The 24,781-nt window shown below is 62.7% G+C and carries 15 protein-coding genes; 14 read left to right on the top strand and 1 reads right to left on the bottom strand.

The features are described 5' to 3' along the window. The first annotated feature begins 152 nt into the window (after nt 1–152). The 8 genes from AC3RLQ_RS03340 to AC3RLQ_RS03305 all read left to right on the top strand — a co-directional run bounded on the left by AC3RLQ_RS03340 (nt 153) and on the right by AC3RLQ_RS03305 (nt 12,186). On the top strand, nt 153–1,778 hold the full coding sequence (locus AC3RLQ_RS03340) for a hypothetical protein (protein ID WP_493034334.1): 1,626 nt from the start codon (nt 153–155) through the stop codon (nt 1,776–1,778). A 285-nt stretch (nt 1,779–2,063) separates the two neighbouring features. Then, complete coding sequence (locus AC3RLQ_RS03335; RefSeq protein ID WP_493034332.1) at nt 2,064–4,523, top strand: HEAT repeat domain-containing protein; 2,460 nt, start codon at nt 2,064–2,066, stop codon at nt 4,521–4,523. Between the two features lie 1,131 nt (nt 4,524–5,654). Further along, nucleotides 5,655–6,443 carry a C40 family peptidase gene (locus AC3RLQ_RS03330; protein ID WP_493034330.1) on the top strand — a complete coding sequence of 263 codons (789 nt, stop codon included), beginning with the start codon at nt 5,655–5,657 and terminating at the stop codon, nt 6,441–6,443. Then, nucleotides 6,415–7,392: a hypothetical protein gene (locus tag AC3RLQ_RS03325; RefSeq protein WP_493034328.1), complete on the top strand. Its 978-nt coding sequence runs from the start codon at nt 6,415–6,417 to the stop codon at nt 7,390–7,392. The genes AC3RLQ_RS03330 and AC3RLQ_RS03325 overlap by 29 nt, the downstream gene beginning before the upstream one ends. Nucleotides 7,393–7,471: 79 nt before the next feature. Next, nucleotides 7,472–8,113: a hypothetical protein gene (locus AC3RLQ_RS03320; RefSeq protein WP_493034325.1), complete on the top strand. Its 642-nt coding sequence runs from the start codon at nt 7,472–7,474 to the stop codon at nt 8,111–8,113. Nucleotides 8,114–8,215: 102 nt separating this feature from the next. Then, entirely contained in the window at nt 8,216–9,655 is a 1,440-nt protein-coding gene (locus AC3RLQ_RS03315; RefSeq protein WP_493034323.1) for a hypothetical protein, read from the top strand. 151 nt (nt 9,656–9,806) lie between these two features. Further along, nucleotides 9,807–10,136, top strand: coding sequence for a hypothetical protein (locus AC3RLQ_RS03310; protein ID WP_493034321.1), 330 nt, complete (start codon nt 9,807–9,809; stop codon nt 10,134–10,136). A 205-nt stretch (nt 10,137–10,341) separates the two neighbouring features. Further along, on the top strand, nt 10,342–12,186 hold the full coding sequence (locus tag AC3RLQ_RS03305) for a hypothetical protein (protein WP_493034320.1): 1,845 nt from the start codon (nt 10,342–10,344) through the stop codon (nt 12,184–12,186). Between the two features lie 207 nt (nt 12,187–12,393). Here AC3RLQ_RS03305 and AC3RLQ_RS03300 read toward each other — a convergent pair whose 3' ends face one another. After that, nucleotides 12,394–15,729, bottom strand: coding sequence for a HEAT repeat domain-containing protein (locus AC3RLQ_RS03300; protein ID WP_493034318.1), 3,336 nt, complete (start codon nt 15,727–15,729; stop codon nt 12,394–12,396). Between the two features lie 428 nt (nt 15,730–16,157). On the opposite strand from AC3RLQ_RS03300, the gene AC3RLQ_RS03295 reads away from it, so the two are divergent. The 6 genes from AC3RLQ_RS03295 to AC3RLQ_RS03270 all read left to right on the top strand — a co-directional run bounded on the left by AC3RLQ_RS03295 (nt 16,158) and on the right by AC3RLQ_RS03270 (nt 24,602). Then, nucleotides 16,158–17,366: a hypothetical protein gene (locus AC3RLQ_RS03295; protein WP_493034316.1), complete on the top strand. Its 1,209-nt coding sequence runs from the start codon at nt 16,158–16,160 to the stop codon at nt 17,364–17,366. Between the two features lie 695 nt (nt 17,367–18,061). Next, nucleotides 18,062–18,658, top strand: a complete 597-nt coding sequence (locus AC3RLQ_RS03290; RefSeq protein WP_493034315.1) for a hypothetical protein — start codon at nt 18,062–18,064, stop codon at nt 18,656–18,658. A 39-nt stretch (nt 18,659–18,697) separates the two neighbouring features. After that, nucleotides 18,698–19,135, top strand: coding sequence for a hypothetical protein (locus AC3RLQ_RS03285; protein ID WP_493034313.1), 438 nt, complete (start codon nt 18,698–18,700; stop codon nt 19,133–19,135). Nucleotides 19,136–19,302: 167 nt separating this feature from the next. Further along, nucleotides 19,303–20,313 (top strand): hypothetical protein, encoded by a 1,011-nt coding sequence (locus tag AC3RLQ_RS03280; protein WP_493034312.1) that lies wholly within the window; start codon nt 19,303–19,305, stop codon nt 20,311–20,313. A gap of 462 nt (nt 20,314–20,775) precedes the next feature. Next, nucleotides 20,776–23,562: a hypothetical protein gene (locus AC3RLQ_RS03275; protein WP_493034310.1), complete on the top strand. Its 2,787-nt coding sequence runs from the start codon at nt 20,776–20,778 to the stop codon at nt 23,560–23,562. A 35-nt stretch (nt 23,563–23,597) separates the two neighbouring features. Beyond that, a complete protein-coding gene (locus AC3RLQ_RS03270) occupies nt 23,598–24,602 on the top strand; it encodes a hypothetical protein (protein ID WP_493034309.1) in 1,005 nt (334 codons plus the stop codon). The last annotated feature ends 179 nt before the right edge of the window (nt 24,603–24,781 follow it).

Raw genomic sequence — 24,781 nt, 5'->3', positions numbered from 1 at the left:
GGAGCCTGAATCAGGTTCCAGGCATGACGCGCCTTCCGTGGTCAGTTATTCAGACCGCCCCCTGCCTGAAGAACAAGAAACAAATATCACTTCCTACCACACTCCGGTATCCTTTCACTTGCATCCCCAAATCCAGGCCCAAGACTTTGGGCATGGCCTTCATCTTCTCCACCTCCCACCTTCCTGAAACCCTTGTCCGCCGCCCTGACCACCTCGAAGACGAGGAGGAGGAAAACGACGTCATGCAGCCCACGCCCCGCGCCGGCGGCGTCCGCGCCTACAGCCACCTGCCGGTGCGTGACAATCCTGCGCCTTCCACCGCCCCACTCCGGGAAGACAGCCCACGTGGAGAGATCGCCCCGATCCCTCCACGCTCCGCCACACCCGTCGGACGCCCGCGCCCCTATGTCGATCCCGAGGAAGACATCGAGACTGATCACGATCTGGGCACCTCCCACGCCCCCGAGCCGGACTCCGACCACGATGACAATAACGCCCCCCGCTCTCATGATTACCAGGACGACAGTCCCTGGTACATGCCCCGCATCACCGCCCAAGACCTGCCCCCGCAGGCCCACGATGAGGATGTGGGCCGCTCCAGCCTGAACCGCCCCGTCCGCGACTCAGGCTTCGACGACGCGCCTCCCGCTGACCGCAGCACCTCCAGCAGCGGCTTCTCCCCTTCCCCGCAAGACCTCCGCGACGCCTTTCATTCCCCGACCCCAGACTCTCCCACCCGAGAAGCCCCCGCTCAAGACAGCCGCCCCGCCCTGACCCGAGGCCGCATCTTTGAAAAGCGCCTGCCTCCCGGACTCCGAGGCCAGAGCTCAGGCCAGTTCCAAAGCCTGGCTGGCAATCCCGAATACCATGATCTGGTGTACCGCCCCGGCAGCGCGGAGAACGAGCGGCATCAAGCCGACGGCTTCCTCCAAAATGTGGCAGCCACCCGCGCCACACAGCAGGCTCCATCACGCCCTCAGGCACCGCACACATTCGCGCAGAATGTCAGGCCTGCGGCGCAGCCCGCGCAGAAGAGCGGGCAAACCACTGCCGCCGCACCGCCTCCCGCCCCCGGAAACGCTAAAGACCTCCCGCCCACCTTCAAGGTGGATCCCGCGGATGAATCCAAGGAGTTTATGCTGAAAGATCCAGTAACGGACGAAAAATACCCGTCGGACCGCACCTTCGGGGACCACGTTCGTTCCATCCTGCAGGAGGAACTTGAGAAGTCTCCGACAGCTCGAAATCTGCTGGAGCGAATCATCGGAAAGTCTGGCAAGCCGGTCATTATTAAATGGACCTCTAAAGAGGAGGCGTATCCCGAACTGGCCCGTGATGGGACCCTCACCGTATACATCAACCCGACCAACGTTCGGATCGGGACACTCACCCATGAGATCACCCATCTTCTCCAAACACTGGCCTTGATGAAGGCCTTGGCCTCGGAAAAGATTAAAGCGATTACGGACCCAGACAAACGCCGTGACGCCGTGCAACAAGAAATTAGCAAGATGCTCAATGGCCTCTTGCCTGTTTCATACCCTGAAGAAAGAAACGGAAAGCTCGGCAACCCGCAAAATTACATGGAAAACGAGGCGATGCGTGCCGCCAACATCGCCAAAGCCGAAATCTCTGCTGCCAGAGTGAAGGAAAAACTCGATGCCATGAATGAGACTGAGCGTGCCAGCTACAGAATGATCACGCCAAGCTCGCCGCCCTGTTTTGGGCTGTACACTCTCCCCATGAGGATACCGGGCATGATGGCAATGGAAAGCTGACATTTCCGATTGATCAAAGATACGGAGAATCCCGCTTCGAACATGTGCTCCAGATACTGGGAATCACCGAGAAAGAGTTGATGGACGCATGCCCTTATAAGGAGCCTCGCGACAAGGCTGCGGCTGAGCGGGCTAAAAAGTCCCAACCCTCCGGCAAAGCCGGGGGGCGGTGACTCCTGCCAGTGCTTTCACAGCCACAGGACACACGCCATGCGGAGGCCGCCACATTCCCATCCTCCACAGCTTTGCCATTTGCAGATCACCTAGGATGGATAAGCGTGCGACATGCTGCACCCGACCCCAGCCAAGGCACCTGCATCACACTACAGAAACCGTGGACTACTGGCTGTGGCTGCGCTGGCCTTCATGCACCTCGCCGCGCAGGCATCTGAACCCAGGCCGCGCGTGCCGCCGGAGAAGGAGCCTGCGGCGTGGCAGCGCGCGGGCATCGAGGCGGCGCTGAAAGATCCGGCTCCCATGGTGCAGTATCGCACGCTGGACTACTGCAGGCGCAAGAAGTGGGTGGCGCAGCTTCACCTCCCCACCGCGCAGTGGCTGAAGTGGCTGGCCCTCCCTGACTGGGAGATGCAGTCGCTGGCTGCCGAGGCCGCCGTGCAGCTAGGCGCGCAGACACCGCCGGAAGTGCAGCGTGAGATGCTGCGCCTGCTGAAGGACGAGAACGAGAATGAATCCGCTCAGCATTGGGTTAGGGCGGCTCTGTACAGCCTGGCCGGCAGCATGATCCCCGAGGCGCAGCTGGAGATGGCGCTTTTTATTCAGCATCCACACCCCGACTTTGCGCTGATGATGAAAGCCTATGAGTCCTTGGGAGCGCTGGGCTCCGCCATGACACCCGCCACGCAGGAGGCGCTGCTCTCATTCATCCAGAATCCACAGTCGGATGATGTCGGGAAATGGTATGCGAGGGATGCCCTGACACAGGTGGGCGTGGGCATGCCGCCGCAAATGCGGAAGAAGATGCTGGACCTGCTGCTGGATGCAGGCGCGCCCCCCTCGCTGCGGAGCTTTGCAGCGGATACCCTGGGCCGCCTGGGAGCAGAGATGCCACCGCAGATGCGGAAGAAGATGCTGCACCTGCTGCTGGATGCAGACACGCCCCCCATGCTGCGGAGCGATGCGGCGGTGGCCATGGGCCGCCTGGGAGCGGAGATGCCGCCGCAGGCGCTGGAGTTTCTCCTCTCCGTCTTGCGAGATCCCGCCGACAAGGACGACCTGCGCTCATCGGCCGCCACCGCCCTGGCGCTGCCGGGCCCCCGCATGCCGCCGGAGGTGCAGCAGGCGCTGCTGGCCGCGTATGACGAGGCGCCACCGGAGAATGCGAACGCGGATACCAGAAAGTCCCACTTCCTGTTTCACCAAAGCATGGCGGATGTGCTGGAGCGGGCGGGGCCTGACATGCCCGTGGCCTTTCAGCAGCGGCTGGTGGCCCGCTATCTGAAGCGCGCGCACGCAGCGCGCGATGAACCTCCTTACGCCCCCTTTAAAGGCGATGACGGCAGAGAGCCGCGTGTGGACCTCTCACCGCTGGCTGACGTGCGCCCGCAGCCGGACTCTGCCGTCATCCGTGCCCTGCTGGCGGAGTTTCAGGACCCAGAGGCCAGCGGGCACACGCTGAAGACCATCGCAGAACATTTTTTCCAGCGACTCGCAGATCGTGGTGCCCTGCCGCCGGAGGTGCAGCAGGCGCTGCTGACCTGCCTGCAGGATGAGAAGGCAGAAGAATACGTACGCTGCCTGGCTGCGGAAACCCTGGGCTGCCTGGGTACCGCCATCACACCAGCGACAAGGCAGGCACTGCTGACGGCTCTGGTGCAAGAGCAAGCCAGGAGCGAGCCGCAAAGCCTGTACTACAGCACGCTGCAGGCCATGTCTTCCCTCGGCCCGCACATGCCGCAGGAGGCCGCACCCGCACTGGTGGACATCCTGCGGAGAAACACCTGGCTGCGCAAAGATCCCTTTGCCGCAACGTACTCCCCTGATACCGACGAGCCAAAAGACCCCTGGCGCAAATTGGATGGCATCTACCTTCAGTCCGCCATGCACGCCCTGGGCAATCTGGGGGAGAAGCTGACGCCAGAGGCCCAGGCGGCACTGCTCGGAGTCATCGAATATCAGCCAGCCAACCACCAGACGCCCTGGGCTGCCGCCTACGCCCTCGCGCAGATGGGGGACAAGCTGCCGCCGCAGACCCAGCAGCGCCTGCTCGCCCTGCTGCACACACATGCGGTGCCCATGGAAAACGCTCTCTACCTCGCCATCTACCAGACACTGGGAGTTTCCGGCATCCATCCCATCACAGACGCGCAGGTCGCAGAACTCCTCGCCAAAACCTATGCTGGCGGGCCCGATCCCGAGCTGCGCTTTTATCTCTACCTCTGGCTCGGACGCACACCCGCACACCTCCAGGCCGTGCGCTGGCTCGGCAACACCCGGACCGATCCGCCTCTGGGAGACACTCCGCCGCAGGAAATCCTCAGCCTCATCTCCCGCTTCTGGCCCCACAGCGCCGGTGCCGATGCCGGGCACACCGCACTGCGCCACGCCATGGCCCGCCGCACCAGCCAGATCCTCACCAACCATCTGAAATCCCACCCGCTGGACGAGCCCCTGCGCAAAGCCCTGCACCCCCTCGCCACCCAGCTTGCCACAGACCCCGCACCCGACTGCACCACCGCCCTGCGCGCTGTGCAGTCCGCCCTGACGGCGGGTGAAAAAGTGCGCTGATTTTGAGCCCCCGCCAGCAGCGGCCCAACGGCGGGCATCCTGCATTTCATGCCCTGTCATCTCCACCGCCGTCCCATACGTTTTTTTTTAAACCACATCATACCACGCTCCGGCATTTATAACTTGCATCCCCAAATCCAGGCCCAAGACTTTCAGCATGGCCTTCATCTTCTCCACCTCCCACCTTCCTGAAACCCGAGTCCGCCGCCCTGACCACCTCGATGACGAGGAGGAGGAAGACGACGTCATGCAGCCCATGCCCCGCGCCGGCGGCGTCCGCGCCTTCAGCCACCTGCCGGTGCGTGACAATCCTGCGACTTCCACCGGCCCGCTCCGGGAAGACAGCCCACGGAGAGGGATCACCCCGATCCCTCCACGCTCCGCCACCTCCGTACCACCCATGTCAGAGGCGCAGGATGATGCCCCTCCTCCGCGAGAGGCAGACTCTGACCCCGAGGGCGACACCGCCCCGCAAGACCACGCAGACGACAGGCCCTGGTACATGCCCCGCATCACCGCCCAAGACCTGCCCGCGCAGGATCACCCTGAGGACGCACACGCCCCCGCCCCCAAGCCCTGGGAAAACACCACCCGCAGCTCCGGCTTCGATGATGCACCTCCCGCTGCCGCAAGCACGTCCAGCACCCGCGACAGCGGCTTCTCACCTTCCCCGCAAGACCTCCGCGATGCTTTCCATTCCCCGACCCCAGCCCCCCCACCGGGAAAGCCCCGGCGCAAGACAACAGACCCGCCCTGCTCCGAGGCCGCATCTTTGAAAAACGCCTGCCTCCCGGCCTCCGAGGTCAGAGCTCAGGCCAGCTCCATAGTCTGGCCGGCAAAGCTGAATACCATGATCTGGTTTTCCGCCCCAGCAGCAACGCAGAGGATGAGCGGGGGCAGCACGAAGGCTTCTTCCAGAATGTGGCTGCCGGCTCACATGCCTCGCCCCATGTGGCGCAGGCCGCCTCAGGGGCTCGGCTGTCGCGGCCCGCTGCAGCACCACAGCCCCCTCAAGGGAGAGGTTCACCAGCAAAAACGAAACCCGCAGCCACCGGAGGCCGGCCCACACCGCCCGCTCCTAGTCCGGCACCTGGCGGCAGCACCGCGCAGCAGCCTCAGGCCTCAGGGTCATTGGCAAAATACCGGCAGCAGAAACAAAAAATTCTGGATCTGCAGCAGGCAGGAAACAAACTTTCCGAGAAGGATGCCAAGAAAATCGCCTCCATCACTCGCAATATGGAGTCCATCGCACTGGCGGTTCATCTGATCAATCATACAAAACAAAAAGGCGAGGCAGATCTTGACCCGGAGTCTGTTGATGAAAACTCCGCCGAGTTTAAACGCAGGCTTCAAACAGCCATCAACCGCCTGCATGGCGGTTCTGCACCCTGGATGGACCATCTGGCTGCAAATTTTGGCGAAAGAGAAAAGGCAGAAGACGGCTCTCCAAATGCCCGACTCAAGAAAACCCTCGGCATCAACCCGGCCGAAAATGCATGGTGCGGTTATTCGTTGGGCGACGCCATGGCGAAAGCGGGTGTCACGCCACCCAACACGGCTGGTTGGGCGGGCAACTGGCGCGAGTGGGGGCAAAAAAGCGGCCCTGCCGCTGGTGGGCTGCACGTAGGCGATGTTTACCATATCCGATACAAAGACGGCACAGGCCACGTCGCCACCGTGGTGGGCATCAGTCAGGACGGCACCCAAGTCTTTTGCCTTGGCGGCAACCAGAATGATGGGGTAAACATCTCCGCTTATCCGATCGGCGCATTTACGGACCCTTCAAAGCCTGGGTCATACAAGAACGCCACCATCGTCTTCAAAAAGCCCGCCGGTCAGAATAACAACATCCCAGCCCCGATCCTCGACTACAATGCTGATCCATCCATCTTTGACCTCCTGGCTGGTTTCACTCGTTAAGGCACAGACATGCCTTCTCATCCTCTGCGGCGTCTGCGCCAGTGCGGGGGAAAGCGCAGAACCGCAGCAGTTGACCACCGGACAACTGAAAGACCTCCTGCTCCCACCTGTCGGCTGGAAGTTTGACCGCGAGGTGCTGAGGACTCATTTTTGGATGACGCATGCCGCAGGCGATGACCTGCCGGGGGAGCAACGGTGTTTCACCGTTTATCCTTTCTGGCCCGCGTTTTTTGAGCTCTGGGTGGAGGAGGGGCATGTCAAACAAAGTTCACCAGGGTGGTATGCTGGAGAATTGGGAGAGCTGCTTTCAGACGCGCTGGAGTCCCCTGATCCCGCCATTCAAAAAAAAGCCGCCCTCTGGCTGCGCCAGAACCTGCTTCTCTACTTTGCAGGCTTCAGGCTGAGCAGGATCGACGGGCAGCGCCCCTACGCGCCCTGGATCAAGCCGGAGGACGCCCGACGGCTGGACCAAATGGCCGATGCCTACGTGGCCTCCCAGAAAGTGATGCGGGCAGGAAAACACCAGCAGGAGATCTCGGCCCTGCTGCTGACCGGCTGGATCACCCATCCGCGCTCCACAGCACTGGCGGACGTTGTCACCTATTATGACATGCTCCAGGCCAGCCATGAGTCCATCGCAGTGGATCACATCTACCCCGTCCGCTGGGTGTGGGGGCGGACCAAGGGCAATTTAACCATGGCAGCTTCTACCAGCATCGATTCAGACATGCTGGACCTGCATTCACACCGCCTGCTCCCCGGCACGCTGCCAGAATCCCACGAGCCCGTGTGCCTCTGGCTGCGGGATGCCCTGCTTGCCTACATCGCAGGAAAGGAGCTGCTGGAGGGCAAGCACCTGCGGCTGAAGGCCACGGAGGAAGAACCGCTCCTCAAAGACGCCCTGCAGCAGTGGTGGGCGGAGGTGGAAAAGCAGCAGCCACAGCAATGATGCCGCAGGATTTGCAGCCACCTCAGATCCCATTCATTCACCCAGAAATCGAATCAATCCACCGCACAAATCATCACCGATGTGGGAACCTGCCCGCCAAAGCCGACTGCTCCGCCGCCATCCAGGTAGCCTGGGGCTGCTGGCCCTGCTGCTGAGCGCGGCGGCGGCACTCTGCCTCACGCCCTGGGAGCTTGAGCGTCATCACAAGACCTCGGACGATGACATCGAGGTGCTGTATGTGTTTGAAGACGAGGCCCTGTTTCAGTACCGCTTTCCCACCTTTGACGGAAAGCGGAGCTACCGCCTGGATCTCGTCAGGGCGGTGCCCGGAGATGAGCCGGAGGTGGCCACTGCCATTGGTGATGAGATCGAGGAAGAGCAGGTTCTGGAGATCGAAGAGGGCTGCAGGATTGAGCTCACAACCGGAAAAAAAAAGCTGCTGATCACAGGCTACGCACCCTCGGCAAACCGCCACATGTCGCTTGCGGAGCTCAGCCAGTATGAAAAGACCCGGAAATTGCTCTGGTGGCTGATCGATGAAAAGACGGTGGTCAAAGCCGGCACATTGGATGAGCTGGCGAAGGCCGTGCCTGAACTCAAGCCCGCGCTCAAAAACCTGAAGCTGCTGAAAGCGGCGGATCTTTTCGACCACCTCAAAAAAGAGCCGGACATGGCCCTCCCCAAAAAAGCAGTCGCAGCGCAGCCCGGGCTCTCAAAATAACACTCCCTCCCGCCAGACCACCCGCGCCAGCCCAGCCCATTGCATACCATTGAATGGTATCTTTTCACGTGCATCCCCAAATCCAGGCCCAAGACTTTGGGCATGGCCTTCATCTTCTCCACCTCTCACCTTCCTGAAACCCGCGTCCGCCGCCCTGACCACCTCGAAGACGAGGAGGAAGACGTCATGCAGCCCATGCCCCGCGCCGGCGGCGTCCGCGCCTACAGCCCCCTGCCGGTGCGTGACAATCCTGCACCTTCCACCGCCCCGCTCCGGGAAGACAGCCCACGGAGAGAGATCGCCCCGATCCCTCCACGCTCCGCAACACCCACCAGCCCCGCGCCCACCAGACTGGAGGATCAGGATGATCCCCCTCCGCCAGAAGCCGACCCCGAGGACGACACCGCCCCGCAAGACCACGCAGACGACAGGCCCTGGTACATGCCCCGCATCACCGCCCAAGACCTGCCCCCGCAGGATCACCCTGAGGACGCACACGCCCCCACCCCCAAACCTTGGGAAAACACCGCTCGCAAATCCGGCTTCGACGAAACGCCTCCCGCAGACCGCAGCGCGTCCATGACGCGCAGCAGCGGCTTCTCCCCCTCCCCGCAGGATCTCCGCGATGCCTTCCACGCTCCCTCCCCGGACTCTCCCACCCGAGAAGCCCCCGCTCAAGACAGCCGCCCCGCCCTGACCCGAGGCCGCATCTTTGAAAAACGCCTGCCTCCCGGCCTTCGGGGTCAGTTCCAAAGCCTGGCTGACAAAACCGAGACTCGCGGTTTCATTGATCGGAACCAAGGCAGTTCCGCAGATGCTATAAGCAACCTCATGGAAAGCGCACCGCCTGCAACTGAAAGCTCCAATCTCCCCCAACCGCTAAAAGGCTCCTCCTCGCCCCCAGCGAACCAAGGCAGGAAGACTTCATCTTCCACGCTGCTGGCGCAGGTCGGCCCAACAGTTCGGCAAAGTCAGGGGCCTAAATCCATTCAGCAGAGACCCGTCGCGGCCCCTGCCGATGGCAGAAAAGATCCTTTGACCATACTCAGCGAAAAATTCGCCGCTTTCCCGGATGTTGTGGAATCGCTGAAAGGATTGAACAGGGTGCCAACAGGACGACTGATGATCGAAAAGCTGGCCACTGTCGCGGATAAGATTCAGGTTGGCCTGGCACTGTCGGGCAAAAGCTACATAGACCAGAATGGTGTCTTCCGTGTGCGAAGGGATATTGATCCGGTGACGCTGGGACACGAATTTCAGCACCTCGGAGAGATGCTTTTCGGCACAGAGGATCCGTTTATCAAGGTCTCGCACCCGTCTGACGCGACTGCATATCCGGAAACGGGAAACATGGGCAAGGAGTTCCGCGCCATGAGAATTCAAAATCAACTGCTGCTTGAACGAGCCCGAATGATGCGAATCATTCCGCTGCTCAACCAGCACTACTATTTCGATGACAAAACCAAATATCCCATTCCCGGCGGGCCTCTTCCACCGCCGCCGCTGCCTCCACCTCCTGTCACCCCCCATCCGTTTCTGTGACCTCCTCCAAGGTCGTGCCGTGCGCAGCCTGATCCGCGCATGCCATCTTCTGGTGCTCGCGGCTCTTTTGTGCTGCACGGGATGCAGCACCTTCAATCCGAAGAGCAGTGCCGCTCTGCCCTCTGAATCCGCCCTGGCAGATCTGGGCCAAGTGCCGCTGGACCCGGCCACTCTCAAAATGAGCGCGGGGGATTTCTTCAAGCATCTGGAGGAAAAACGATTTTCCAGCAAGGGTGTCGCACTGAGAATGATTGTCCCGCCCTCCGCGGCGGAAAGCCTGGCAAGTGTGATGAAAAGACCCTGTGCGGAATTGACCCTGGCACCTACAAGCCTGTCCACTGAAAGCGCGCTCTTCAACGAGATCCTCATGAGCATTTCGGGACAGCATCCTCAATTTGACCATCTGACGATCTTCCTGCGATGCTTTGATACGACTCAGTATCCGAGCTATCGCATCGGTCATACGGAGAAGGAGAAATGAAGTGAAGTGAATGATACCGGAACCCTCCCGACCCAGCAGAAAGGCGCAGCGAAATCATCGCTCCTCCACTCAGTATCAATAACCGCCCTGCGCGCTGTGCAGTCCGCCCTGAAGGCGGGTGAAAAGTAAGATGACAAGCGTGGCCGGATGCATTGCATCCCCCCCCCGCGCTCCAGCCAGCCTGGGGCATAGCCTTCCCAATTCCATGAACCTCGCCATTCAGAAGCCTCTCCTCCGCCACCTTCTCCTGGCCTTGCTCCTTGCCATGGGCAGTATCCAGTTCATGCATGGGCAGGCCGCCAGAGAAATGCCCGAGCAGGAGAAAAAAGAGCGCGCCGAGATGCAGCGCCTCGCCGCCAGCACGCGGGTGGAGGACCGGCTGAAGGCTGTGGACCAGATGGCAGTCTTCGACATGGACTACGCGCTGCTCTGGCAGCTCATGAACGATGCCGACCCCGGCGTGCGGCTGATGGCCATCGGCGCCATGACCTCGGAGTCCTGCACCGCGCGCGCAGACCGGCCGCTCTCCGCAGAGCTGGCGCAGAAGATGGCCGCCATGCTGGAGAAGGAGGTCACGCCGCAGCGCATCCGCGCCGCCTTTGAAACCGGCCACGTGAAAGACTACGAGTCCGGTCTGGTCACCACTGCCGCAGAGACGCTGAACCAGCTTTACCTTTACGAACCCCTGCAGCAGAGCCCTGCCGCCTACGCAGGCTGGCAGCGCCATGTGCTGAGGCCGCTCTTCCTCGCCGCCGCCGGTGCTCAGAGCGCCTTTTCAGAACAGCGTCACGCCTGCATGATGAACGTGCTGCGGCTGCTCAGAGATCCCGTACTCCTCAGCGAGGCCCTGCCGGTGGCCATGCAAAAGCTCGACGCCCCGGACATCCCGCCCCCCGTCCTGCTGGAAACGCTGCGGGTGCTGTGGTCCTACCACGACCTGCTGAGTCATGACAGGCCCCTGCACCTCCTGCTCCTCACGCACATCGCTCCGCGCCTTCACTCGCTGCGCACCCGCATCCTGTCCCCCATGAAGGACGGGCAGGACAAGGAGCAGGCCGCCCTGCTCCTCGGCTATTACGCGGAGGCCGTGCAGACGGCGGGAAAAAAGCTGCCTGCCCCGCCACCGCAGACACAGCCGCAGGCCGCGCCCCCTTCCCCGCCAGCTCCCGCCACCGCAGAGCCCGGAGAAACCCCGAAGCCACCGCCTGCCCTGCCGCCGCTTTCCCCGCAGGAGCAGCAGCAGCGGCGCGCCGAGCTCCAGCGTCTGACCGCCAGCAAAGCGCCGCAGGACCGCATCTCCGCCGCAGATGAAATGGTGTCCGGCGGCATCGACTCCGATCTGTACCGCAAGCTCCTGCACGATCCCGCGCACGAGGTGAGCGAAGGAGCCATGGAAGCGCTCGTGGATGCGTGCCACGAAAAGCCCTGCCTCATCCCGCTGGAGGAGGCGCGCAAGATGGCCGCGCTGCTGGAGCCGGAGGTGACCGAAGAGCGCATCACCACCCTGTATAAAGGCAAGGACGAGCAGGAGGCAGAGCACCGCATTTACATGACCTGCCGCGCCGCGCTGGCGCTGAACCAGCTTCACCGGCAGTACGCCCTCCTGCCCAGCCCGGCCTCCTACGGCCACTGGCAGGAGGAGGTGCTGCGCTCCCTGGTCATTTACGTGACAAACGACTACCGCGACCCCGCAGGCAAAAACGACGATCTGGTGCTGGAGGTGCTCCGCTCCATCAGCGACCCCGCAGCCCTTCTGCACACCGTGGACCTCCTGGACACGTATCCCAATCTGGACGACATCTCCGCCGCCCGTCAGCTCTATTATCTGGAGGCGCTCTGGGCCCACCCGTTGCTCGGAGAAGGCAGGCCCATGAACCTCGTCCTCCTCCAGCAGCTCGCCCCCGTCTGGGAACCCGTGCGCGACCACATCCTGCGCAACATCCGTGACAAGGACCGCCCCGACCCCAAAGCCGCAGAACTGCTGGCGCGCATGGATGCCGCCTTTGCCCACGCCCGCCACCAGCTCACCCTGCAGCCCGCAGCGAAGTGAGCGCCCCCGCCCGCATGCGCCCATGACAGGAGTCAGCCGAAGCACGGCGCGCACGCATTTCACGCAGCGTCGGCCGCGGCCTTGAGCCGCTGACGCCACACATCCCTCCGGGATCACCACTCGAACCTCAAAGAGATAATGCCATTCATGCCTGGCATCTTTTCCAGCCCCCGTTCCCGCTCCATCTCTACCGCTTCATTATCCCCCTCACAGCTTCCCCTTCCCCACCGCCAGCGCACTCTGCACGGCGCTGCGGGCAGCGGATGAGTCGGGCTGGGTTTCCTTGACGGCATCGGCTTTCAGGCTGGCATCCATGCGAATCAAAAGGGCGGCGACTTTTTCATCCGGCGCGGCGGTGATGCTCTGCGCGACATCGGCGCTGCGCCGGGCCATCTCCCGGCGCAGGGATGGAAATTGGGCGCTGTGGGGCCAGAGGGTGAGCAGCATGCGCAGTACGGTCTGCTGCTCTTCGCTGCTGAGTTCCTTGCCCTTCGCAGGCATGGGATCGGCGGCGGGCCTGCCCAGCCAGCGGAGGCTGAGGAGCAGCTCCTCGCTGTGCCCGGACCAGTAGTGGAGGTGAAAGCGCAGCCGCTGCGCGGGAGCGGTGCCTGCAAACTCCAGCAGGGCGGCCAGCGCGGCGCAGTGGCAGGCGGGGTCGGCACTGCGGTTCCCCCAGCGGTCGATGTCGTCCAGGCCCCAGATCTTCGCGGGCGGAGCACCGGCTTTGTGCCAGCGGGCCAGCGCGGTGCTCAGCATGGCGGGCATGATCTGCGGGCCGAGATTTTGCAGCGCCAGAGAGGCGTGGAAGCCCAGAATGGCATCGTCTTTTTCAAAGCAGGCCAGCAGTGCCGGCAGCACGATGGGCACGACTCCGGGGCCGAGCTGACCGAGCGCCTCTGCGGCGGGGTATTTCGGATCGTCACTGCTGAAGCCGAGTGCGGGGTCTGCACCCTCGATCACGGCGATGAGGCCCTTCGCCGCAGGCGCAGCGGCGGGGCCCATGCGGCCGAGCGCGATGGCGACGCGGGTGCGCAAGCCATCGCCTGTCTGGCGCAGCAACGGCGTGAGGGCCGTGATGACTTCAGGTGTCGCGGCCGAGCCCAGCCTCCCGAGAATGTTGACGGCCAAAATCTGCTTATCGTCGTCTGTCTTGATCCATTTCAGCAAAGCACGGACCACGAGAGGTGCGGCGTCCGGACCTGGACTGGAGAGGGCATTGGCGGCAGCCCATTGGACCGTTGAATCGGAATGCTGGAAAAGCGGCAGGATCTCTTTGGCGTAGGGATCGAGCTTGGGGCCGAGCCTTTGCAGGATGTCTGCGGCCGTGAGGCATACGTGCTGATCCGGGACACTGAGCAGAGGGATCAATGCGGGAGCGATTGATTCCACCGGGAGTTCCGGCGCCATCTGCTCGTAAAAGCTGAGGGCGTTTGTCTGGTGAGGCATGGGGGGGCCTTGCAGCAGGGGCTTCACGGCCTGGAGGCACGTGGCGGTGTCCACGCCCAGACGGTGCAGGATGAGTGCGGCGCTGCAGCGCAGGTATGGCGTGGTATCTTCCAGCACTGGCCGCAGGGCGCTGATGATCTGCGGAGCGGCGGGCGTGCCAGCCTGCACAGTCGCCAGGGCATCAATCACGTCTGCCCGTACGTAATACTCGGGGTCTTTGATCAGCGGCAGGATGGCCCGCAGGATCTCCGGCGGCAGTTGTTTTTCAGCGGCCTGTGCCAGGGCCTCGGCGGCGCGTGCGCGCACGTCTGGCGCGGCATCCCGCAGCATGTCGGGCAGTGATTTTTTCAGGTCTGCGGGCGTCGGCGCCCCCATGAGCGACTGGCCTGACTCACGCAGGTGGTGGAGTTCAAAGGCGGCGTGGTCGCGCACGTCGGGATCGGGGTCTTTGAGCAGTGCGCGCAGGGCGTCCGTAACCTCCTGCGGCACGGCATCGCGGCCCGCCTTTGTCAGCGCGCTGATGGTGGAGGAGCGCAGGTCTTTGTCGGCATCCTTCAGCAGCGGCAGCATGGCGCTGACGACCTGCGGCACGGCCTGCTGCCCGGCATGCCTGAGCGCATGGGCGGCAGCGCGGCGCATGCTGAGCTCCGGTGATTTCAGGAGCTGCAGCAGCGCGCCCACGGCGGCGGGGTCTGAACCAGCGCTGAGATGCCCGAGGGCCTCCACTGCACGATCGCGCGGGAATGAGGCCGCCTTGGCTCCGGCCTGCTCCCCCTGGGTGGCGGATGCCTGCAGCGTCTGCGGCTTTGGCTGCGGCGTTGGCTGCAGCAAGGGCAGCAGCGCGGGCACCACCACCGGGGCCGCCTGGGGGCCCAGCAGACCGAGGAAGTCCACCACCTCCACGAGATTGGGATCGTCCGGCGAAGTCTGCAGCAGGGGCAGCAGCGCCTGCGCCGTGGCGGCAGGGGCCTCGTATCCCAGACGAAAGAGGGCGAGCTCTGCTGCACGCGGCATCAGCGGGTCTCCGTCCGTCAGCAGCAGAGCCAGCACAGGCGCAGCCAGCGGCACGGCATCGGCCCCCATGCAGCCGAGAGCTGCGGCCATTTTATCCCGGGGCCACTCAGAGCGCATGGGCAGGGTGGAGGGCGGCGTTGCAGCGGCGGGTGCAGGCGCGGGCGCTGCTCCAAAAGGATCTGGCTTTGAGGCATCGGGTGCAGCAGGCGGAGGCTGAGGCGCGGGCGCTGCTCCAAAGGGATCTGGCTTTGAGGCATCGGGTACGGCAGGCGGAGGCGTGGGCGCTGCGCCAAAGGGATCTGGCTTTGAGGCATCGGGTGCGGCAGGCGAAGGCGCGGGCGCTGCGCCAAAGGGATCTGGCTTTGAGGCATCGGGTGCGGCAGGCGGAGGCTGAGGCGCGGGCGCTGCTCCAAAGGGATCTCCTGTAGCCGCGCGCGAAGCCGCAGGCCAGGGCGCGAGGTGTGGCTGCAACAGAGGCACTACGGCGGCGGCATCTTCACGCCCGAGAAAGCCCAGCGCCTCCGCAGCGGCCTGGATGACGTTGTATTTCTCATCCCGCAGCAGCGGCACAAGATCCCTGGCATACTGCACGGCCTCAGGGCCCAGACGCCCGAGCGTCTTCACCGCACGCGCACGCACCCACTCATCCGGGCTTTGCAGCAGCGGCAGCAGCTCGTGGGCATAGGGAGCGGCCGCGCGGCCCAGGCTGCTCAAGACATTCAGCGCCTGATAGACCACGTGCTCATCCTGGCTGTGCAGCAGCGGCAGCATCTCTTTCAAATAAGCGGCGTCCTGCACGCCCTGCGGCCCCAGCGCCTGCGCGGCACGCATGCGGATCTTTTCATCTTTGCTGCGCAGCAGGGGCAGCACCTCCTTCACACTGAGAAGCGTGGCGGCCCAGCGCGTGCCCGCGATGAACTCCACCGCATAAGAGCGCACCTCCGGCGAGGGATCTGCCAGCGCGGAGCGCAGCCCGCGCTCCCGCCATGGCGCCGCCTCGTCGGCTGCCTCCTCCTGTGCTGGCGCGGTAAAATACTGCTGCGCCATCACCCCCTCCCCTGCCCCCAGCACCAGAGCCATCATGCAGACAAGCCAGAACCTGAGGTGAAAACGAACGCGAAAAAGAAAGCACATGCGCCCGATTTCACCACCGCCCCGCACCCATGTGCAAGCTCCATTTTCCGCCCGCCCCACCCACCCGAGCGCACCCCCCACCTGAACCGCTGATACCCCGTTGATTAGGCACAGGTGACCGCATTCAAAAAAATCTCCAGCAGCGCCACCTCACCTCCTGCGCGCCATTCCCCAGATGCAATCAACCACCGAAGACACAAAAACCGGAGCCTGAATCAGGCTCCATGGATGAGGTGTCTTCCACAGGCAGCGCACAGGCCGCCAAAAAAACACCCCACCGTGTAAAAACCAAGAACCAGCAGCATAACACCAGCACTTCATACCACGATTAGGTATTTTTAACTTGCATCCCCAAATCCAGGCCCAAGCTTTCCAGCATGGCCTTCATCTTCTCCACCTCGCACCTTCCTGAAACCCGCGTCCGCCGCCCTGACCACCTCGATGACGAGGAGGAGGAAGACGACGCCATGCAGCCCATGCCCCGCGTCGGCGGCGTCCGCGCCTTCAGCCACCTGCCGGTGCGTGACAATCCTGCGCCTTCCACCGCCCCGCTTCGAGAAGACAGCCCACGGAGAGAGATCGGCCCGATCCCTCCACGCTCCGCCACACCCTCCACCTCCGGATCGCCCATGGCAGAGGCGCAGGATGATGCCCCTCCGCCAGAGGCAGACTCTGACCACAACCCCGAGGACGACACCGCCCCGCAAGACCACGCAGACGACAGACCTTGGTACATGCCTCGCATCACCGCCCAAGACCTGCCCCCGCAGGACCACCCTGAGGACGCACACGCCCCCGCCCCCAAACCCTGGGAAAACACCACCCGCAGTTCCCGCTTCGACGGCGCACCTCCCGCAGACCGCAGCGCGACCACCACTCGCGACAACGGCTTCGCCCCCTCCCCGCAGGGCTTCCGCGATGCTTTCCACTCGACCGCTCCAGACTCTCCTGCCGGGAAAGCCCCCACTCAAGAGAACCGCCCCACTCAGCCGGGAGGCCGCATCTTTGAACAACGCAGCGCTCCAGAGGCGTTTTTGACACAGCAGATGGGAAAGGGTGCCAGCGGACTGCCGCAACAACGCCTCCAGGGATCCGAACGAATCCTTGCCGCGCAGCAGCAGCAGCAGCCAGTGGGTGGGGCCACTCCGACGGCACCGGGCGGCAGACTGGCTGCGCAGCAGCAAGCGCAACCGCCTGCCGCCGCTCCTGCGCAGAACGTTCCCGCTGCACCACAGCCCCCGGCAGCAGGCAAGGCCAAGAGAAAGCCATGCGCCGACTGCCAGGCGAAATTGGATGCAGCACTGCAGAGGCTCTGCGAACTGGAGGCCGAAGAGTACGCCATCAGGGCGGAAATCGGCAGGCAATTTAAAATCATCCAGGAGGCCGAGGATGAGTGGTTTGCAGCGTATAGGAGGGGGGATGACGCCGCTGGAAAAGCGGCCATCCGAAAAGAAGCGCGTGCCACTACCACCATTGAACGGCTCAATGATTCGTTGTTTAAACCCGGGTCAGAAAAGATCTTTATTGAGCGAGAAATTGAGGCTCTCAGGAGCTGCATTCACTCCGACCCATTTGAGTTGCAGTGACCGCATCATTCATTTATCACTTATGAAGTCATCCTCAAAAAAGATGCCAGGCATTTTATATGGGCGGATCAAAGCATTGATTTACAATGTGTCTGCCCGATCACTGCACAGCGGCCTCAAAAAGATACCAGGCATGAATGGCACTCAGTTAAGAGCATGCATCGCGGAATGAAGTGTTGCAGGCGGAAAGATTCCTGGAGCGCGGACCTCCTGAGTCCGCAGCAGGTCGCTTCCACGCAGCGGGTGTGGCTGCAGGCAGAACAGCGGAACCACGAGCGCTTCGGGAACGAGCGAGCGATGGAGGCAGGGACTATTCGGAGTCGCGTGTGTTTGCGGCGTGCTGCGGGCTCGGAGGCCCGCGCTCCTGGAGCGTTTTCTTCGGCAGATCACGATTGGCCTTTGGGGCGGCGCTAAGGCGCGAAACATTGCCTTAACTGAGTGCCATTCATGCTTGGCATCTTTTCTGTGGCATCTTTTCTGCCACTACCACCATTGAACGGCTCAATGATTCGTTGTTTAAACCCGGGTCAGAAAAGATCTTTATTGAGCGAGAAATTGAGGCTCTCAGGAGCTGCATTCACTCCGACCCATTTGAGTTGCAGTGACCGCATCATTCATTTATCACTTATGAAGTCATCCTCAGGAACCAGCACATGGTTGCTCCGTATATCATCAACCTTCCGCATTGATTGACCATGAAACGCAGGGTTCTGATTTTTTCTCCTCTGACGGTTGTTGCCGCCTCAGTCTTGATCTTGTTGCGATCTTCAGCAACCGAGCCCACTCCCCCCTCTGCAGCTTCAGTCACACCTGCTGTTTCAGTTTCCAGCAGTTCGTCGCCCCGTCCTCAGCAACCTGAGAAAAGCAGCCAGATTCAAACGATCCAAAGTGCGGAGGATGCTGGCGAGAAATCGATAGAGGCGAAGTACCGCGCGGTGGCTGACAGGTTGAATGGCGAGTCTTTAAAGAAGCCCATGGCGGCCTTGTACAAGGAGTGGGGGCTGGATGACAAGGCTGTGCAAAAGACTCTGGATGTTTTTTACAACATGGACATGCAAAATCTGCATGAAACCGGGAGACGAAACCAGGAAACCTCATTGGAGGCCGAAAACCGTACAGATCCGGCCAAAATGCAGGCCAGCAAGGAGCAACACGAGATGAACTGTGCCTTGATCCTTGCGAAGATGGATAGAGAGCTTCTGGCCATTCTTGGCAGTTATCTGCGAGTGCGGCAAGTGAAAGCGCTCAAAGTTGACGTGATGCTCAAAGAGAGCGATGCGAGATCCCGCTAGACTGAATGACAATGTCGTCAGGCAGGAAAAGTCGAAAAGTTGCCAGGCATTCTGTACAACCAGTACGTGAACACTGGGATGAAGGACGAGCAGGGCCGGGATGTTCATGTCATTTTCCTGAGCGCCCCATCCCTGGCGCGTGACGCAGTCACAACACGCGGAAAACTCAATCCTGACGCCGAGGCCCTGGAGGATGTGTGGCATGAGCTCTACCATGCCTCTGAACGCCAGGCCGGGGACGCCATCGATCCACTGGGCATCGGCACTTCCAACATCAACGACAGAGTGAAGGATCGGCCTAACGCGCACGAGAAGCGTGCGGTCAGGTTTGAAAACATCATCCGCAAAAGAAACGGCGGCACGCGCATCAAAACCAAATACGGTGGCGGGTACTACTGGGATAAAGATAAAGTGAGGCACGAAATCCCAGCGATTGATGTGCCTGAATCGCTGCCATTTTTGGCACCCATCTCATAGCAGAGAGAGATGCAGCGATGCGCCGTGCCAGCTCACCCGCCAGCCACCGTGAAAATGGGGGCTGGAAATCCTGCGCGGCAGAAGCATGGTGATCCAATGCACTGAGGTTCGAGCCCCAAGATTCCGGAGCACCCGGAAATAAAACCACCTCGGCCTGCCTTCCACCCATGAGCCACTCCTTCAAGCAGCTTCGACTCCTATTCGTGCTTTTGCTGGCGATCACCGCGCCACTACGCTCACAGCCAGATGATTTCCAAAAAAACCGCAATCCAAGTCCATCCTTGCCAGCCATCACCGTGCCACTGCGCTCAGAGCCCACCAAGGAGATGGCAGACCTCGAAAAAAGAAATCTGGCTGAAACTCTGCGCCTGGCCGCCAGCAGCAGCCCGGAGGACAGGCTCCACGCGCTGACCCGGCTTTACGAACTCCACGACATGGCGTACTACGATCTGCTCTGGAAGCTGATGAACGACAGCGACATTGAAGTGCGCATTGCCGCCATCGGGCTGGTGGAGCAGTATTACAACTTCAAGCCGGAAGGCACGAACCTCCCGAAAGAGCTGGCTCAAAAGATGGCGGCCATGCTTGAGAAGGAAGTGACGCCGGAGCGCATTGCTGCCACCTTTGCCCCCGGCAAGGTCAAGTTACTTCCCGCCAGCTTGGTGATCACCTCTGCGGTGAGCCTGAATCATCTGTATCGCTATCATCACTTCAGCGGCAGCATCGACGACTACCGGGCCTGGCAGCAGAGCACGGTGCAGCCACTGGCTGTCCTCCTGGCCACACGGATTGGCGATATTCCTCCGGTCTTATTCTACCATCAGATCGATCTGCTCAATGCCATCACCGACCCCGCCGTGCTGATGGAGCTGCTGAGCGTGACGCTGAAGAGCATGGACAGCCCCGACTTCCCAGCGGAGGGACTGCAGCAGGCGCTGATTCATCTGTGGTGCAACCACCGGATGCTGGGCAAGGACGAGCCGCTGAATCTCATGCTGGTGGCGCAGCTCAGCCCGCGCCTGGAGAGACTGGCGCAGCGGATCCGGGGCGCGATACGGGACCCCTCCAATAAGGCGTATGCAGAGCAGCTGATCAACGAGATCACCGCAGCCGTGGCGGCCGCGCGCGAACAACTCGCTGCACCCGCGCCCAAAGCTGCGGATGAAAAAGCTCGTTGAACGCCACGTGTCACAAGGTGAACAAGGCCACCAACCCCAGGCCGAGGACACAGAGACATTTCCATCAGAGACCTTTGGAAAAAGTTGCCAGAAAAAGTTGCCAGGCATTCTGTACAACCTGGGCGGATCAAAGCATTGATTTACAAGGTGCCTGCTCGATCACTGCACATCGGCCCCAGGCGCGAGAATGCCGGTTTCCCTTGCCGCCTGTTCTGTGAACTCTCTTCAGTTCACTCCTTCAGAGGCAAACAGCAAAGGCAAAGCTGCCAGGCATTTTGCCCTTGCCATTTTTGCCACAATTTCGTGGTGGACAAGCCTGCTAAGCCCTGGCTAAGAGTTATTCCCCGGTTGGCTTAAGGCGTTTTCCGGGGCGTTTTTCTCTCCGCGCGTCAGCACCACGATGTTCTGCCGGGTTGAGGTGGCGGCGTGCACCAGAGCCTTTCACCCGCACACGAAACCCTCATGACCACACTCATCGCACGGGGCCTGGCCCTGCTGCTGCTGCTCGCTTCCGCCGCCACGCTCCAGGCCCAGGTGCCTCAGCTCCTGAACTACCAGGGCCGCGTCGCGGTCGGCACCACCAATTTTGACGGCACGGGCCAGTTCAAGTTTGCCCTGGTCAATGCGAACGGCAGCACCACCTACTGGAGCAATGACGGCAGCAGCACCGCGGGGAGCGAGCCCGCCGCCGCCGTGACCCTTTTCGTGACCAAAGGCCTCTACTCCGTGCAGCTCGGGGACACCACGCTGGCAAACATGACGGCGGTGCCGCCCGGCGTCTTTTCCAATGCGGATGTGCGCCTGCGCGTCTGGTTCAATGACGGGGTGAACGGTTCGCAGCTGCTCACGCCGGACCAGCGCATCGCAGCGGTGGGTTATGCGCTGATGGCCACGGGCGTGAATCTGCCGGTCACCACCGGCGCGACGACGGGGGTCATCCAGCAAAATGGGGCGAGCCTGCTGCACAGCTACGGCTCCAGCAGTCTCTTTGCAGGCGCGAACTCCGGCAATTTCACCCAGACGGGCTATGACAACGTGGCCTTTGGCAACAACACACTCCCGGCGCTCACCACGGGGCATAAGAACACCGCCATCGGCAGCGGGGCGCTCGCGGTGAACGATGCCGGCATCCAGAACACCGCGGTCGGTTATCTGGTGCTCACGGCCAACACCTCCGGCACCAAGAACACCGCCAGCGGCACCTACTCCCTTACCAGCAACACCACGGGAAACAACAACACCGCCAGCGGGTATGAGACCCTGCAGTTCAGCACCACGGCCTCCAACAACGTGGCCTTCGGCTTTGATGCGCTGAATTACAACGTCACCGGCAATCAGAACACCGCGCTGGGGTCCTACGCGCTGCAAAACAATCTGGCCAGCAACAACACGGCTGCGGGCTATCAGGCGCTCATTGGCACGACCACCGGCAACTCCAACACCGCCTTTGGCTGGCAGGCCCTCTCCGGCAACACCACCGGCGGCAGCAACATCGCCCTGGGAAACCGCGCCGGGCAGAACCTCACCACCGGCAGCAACAACATCGACATCGGCCATGCAGGCGTGGCCGGAGAGTCCAACATCATCCGCATTGGCGATGGCACCACGCAGACAGACACCTACCTCACGGGTGTGATTCACGGCAATGGCTCCGGCCTGACGGGCATCACCGCCACCAGTCTGGCCTCCGGCAGCGTGACGAGCACGCAGATCGCCAGCGGTGCCGTGGGCAGCACCCAGCTTGCCAGCGGCCTCACCCTTGCCGGCACCACCACGGGCACCTTCAGCGGCAATCTCACGGGCAATGCGTCCACCGCCACGACTGCGGGCAGCTTTACCGGATCGCTCGCGGGCGATGTCACCGGCACGCAGGGCGCCACCGCCATCGCGGCGGCCACCGTCACCGGCAAGGCTCTCACCGGTTTCTCCAGCACCACCGGCACCATCTCCGCCACGGACTCCATCCTCACCGCCATCAACAAGCTCAATGGCAACGTGGCGACGAAGGCCCCCACGGCTTCCCCCACCTTCACCGGCACCGTCACGGCCCCGGCCTTCAGCGGCAACGTCACGGGGAATGTCACGGGCAGCGCAGGCAGCTTCACCGGCTCACTCGCCGGCGACGTCACCGGCACGCAGGGGGCCACGGCCATCGCGGCGACCACCGTCACCGGCAAGTCGCTCACCGGCTTCTCCAGCACCACCGGCACCATCACCTCGGCGGACACCATCCTTACCGCCATCAACAAACTCAATGGCAATGTGGCGGCCAAAGCCCCCACGGCCTCTCCCACCTTCACCGGCACCGTCACGGCCCCGGCCTTCGTGGGAGATGGCTCGGGCATCACAGGCATCACCACGACGAGTGTCGCCCCGTCGCCCAACCGCAAGCAGATCGCCCTGCTGAAATGGGGCGTGGCCCAGGCCAACAACAGATTCAGCGTGGGCACCAATCCCAATGGCGCCTGCTTCGACGGCTCCAGCATCTGGGTGGCAAACATCGGCAGCGGCAACGTGACGAAGCTGGATGCCAGCACCGGGGCCGTGATCGGCACCTACGCAGCGGGAAGCCTTCCCAATGGCATCTGTTTCGACGGCTCCAGCATCTGGGTGACCAACCTGATCGACAGCGCCGTGACAAAAGTCAACGCCAGCACCGGGGCCGTCATCGGCACTTACACTGTGGGAAGCACTCCCGTCGCCCTCTGTTTCGACGGCACCAACATCTGGGTGGCCAATGCCAACAGCCACAACGTGACGAAGCTCAACGCCGGCACGGGGGCCGTCGTTGGCACTTACAACGTGGGCAACAGCCCCCGTGGCATCTGTTTCGACGGCTCCAGCATCTGGGCGGTAAACCAGAGCGACAGCACAGTGACGAAGCTCAACGCCAGCACCGGGGCCGTCATCGGCACTTACACCGTGGGAGCCAATCCCGGTGGCATCTGTTTCGACGGCATAAACATCTGGGTGGCCAACCAGGATGACAACAACGTGACCAAACTCAACGCCAGCACCGGGGCCGTCGTCGGCACGTACTCCGTGGGAACGGGTCCCTGGGGCGTCTGTTTCGACGGCTCCAGCATCTGGACGTCAAATAGCAGCGCCAACACCGCGACGAAGCTCAATGCCAGCACCGGGGCCGTCATCGGCACTTACTCCGTGAAAACAACCCCCTACGGCATCTGCTTCGATGGTGCCAGCATCTGGGTGGCGAACTATGGCGACGCGAGCATCAGCAAGCTGTAACCCCCCATCCACCCACCCCAAGCGGAGCCTCTGGTATGACACACCACACCATCCCACCCGAACCCGCACGCGCTGCGGCAAGTCTCCCGGCGCGAATGACTTGCGCGCCTCCGGCACCGCAAGTGAAGCCGCGGCACTGGTTGCCAAGCGCCGCCCCCTGGCTCGCCGCACTCGCGCTTGCCACCACCCTGCACGCCGGCCCGCGCGCCAGCACCAGCTACACCGTGCCCACGGACAGCGTGGACGCCGGCGGCGCCCACGCCACCAGCAGCAGCTACCGCAGTGAGGGCAGTCTCGGCGGCATCACCGGCATCGCCACCGTGGCGGCCCCTGCGCAGACGGCCAAGAGCGGCTACCTCGGCCAGATCTATGAGGTGACCGCACTGCAACTGGCGGCCACGCCCGCTACGATCAACGAAAGCGGCACGCGTCAGCTCGACGCCGCGCAGGTGCTGGATGACGGCACCACCCTGGGGGTGCCCGCCACCAGCATCGCCTGGAGCGTGCAGAGCGGCCCCCTCACCAGCATCAGCAGCGGCGGCCTGGCCACGGCGGGCCTTGTGGGCCAAAACACCGCCGCCATCGTGCAGGGCAGCTACCTCGGGCTCAGCGGCACGCTGGGCCTCACCGTGCTGGACACCGTGCCGGACAACTTCGGCGCCTACGCCAGCGACGGCCTCCCCGACTCCTGGCAGCTCCAGTACTTCGGCGCCAACAATCCCCTGGCCGCCCCCACCGCCGACGCCAGCGGCACCGGCCAGAACAACCTCTTCAAATACACCGCCGGCCTCAATCCCACGGACCCCGCTTCACGCTTCGTCACCTCCGTCGGCAACGCCCCCGGCTCCCACACCCTCGTCATCAGCCCCCGCCTGCCAGACCGCACCTACACCGTGCAGTTCAGCACCGACCTGAGCGCCAGCGGCTGGCAGCCCCTGACCGGCGCCATCATTCAGGACAACGGCCAGACCCGCACCGTGACCGATCCCGATGCCACCTCCCTGCGGAAATTCTACCGCGTGCAGGTGAGCTACCCGTGAGGGCGGCGCAGCGGCGGCATGAGCGTCTGCCCTCTCATTTGTCACCTTGGACCACAGCGGAAGCTTCAGTGTGAGCCAGCTGTGCTTGGAGTTTGGCGTCAGCCGCAGGTGCGTTCACAAGTGGCGGGTGCGCCATGCCCAGGGCGGTGCAGCTGCGTTGGTTCGGACCGGGCACATAG

Source organism: Prosthecobacter sp. GW821-HT29F12 (assembly GCF_058803405.1).
Note: the sequence above shows the minus strand (reverse complement) of the source record. Positions and strands in the feature narration are given on the sequence as shown.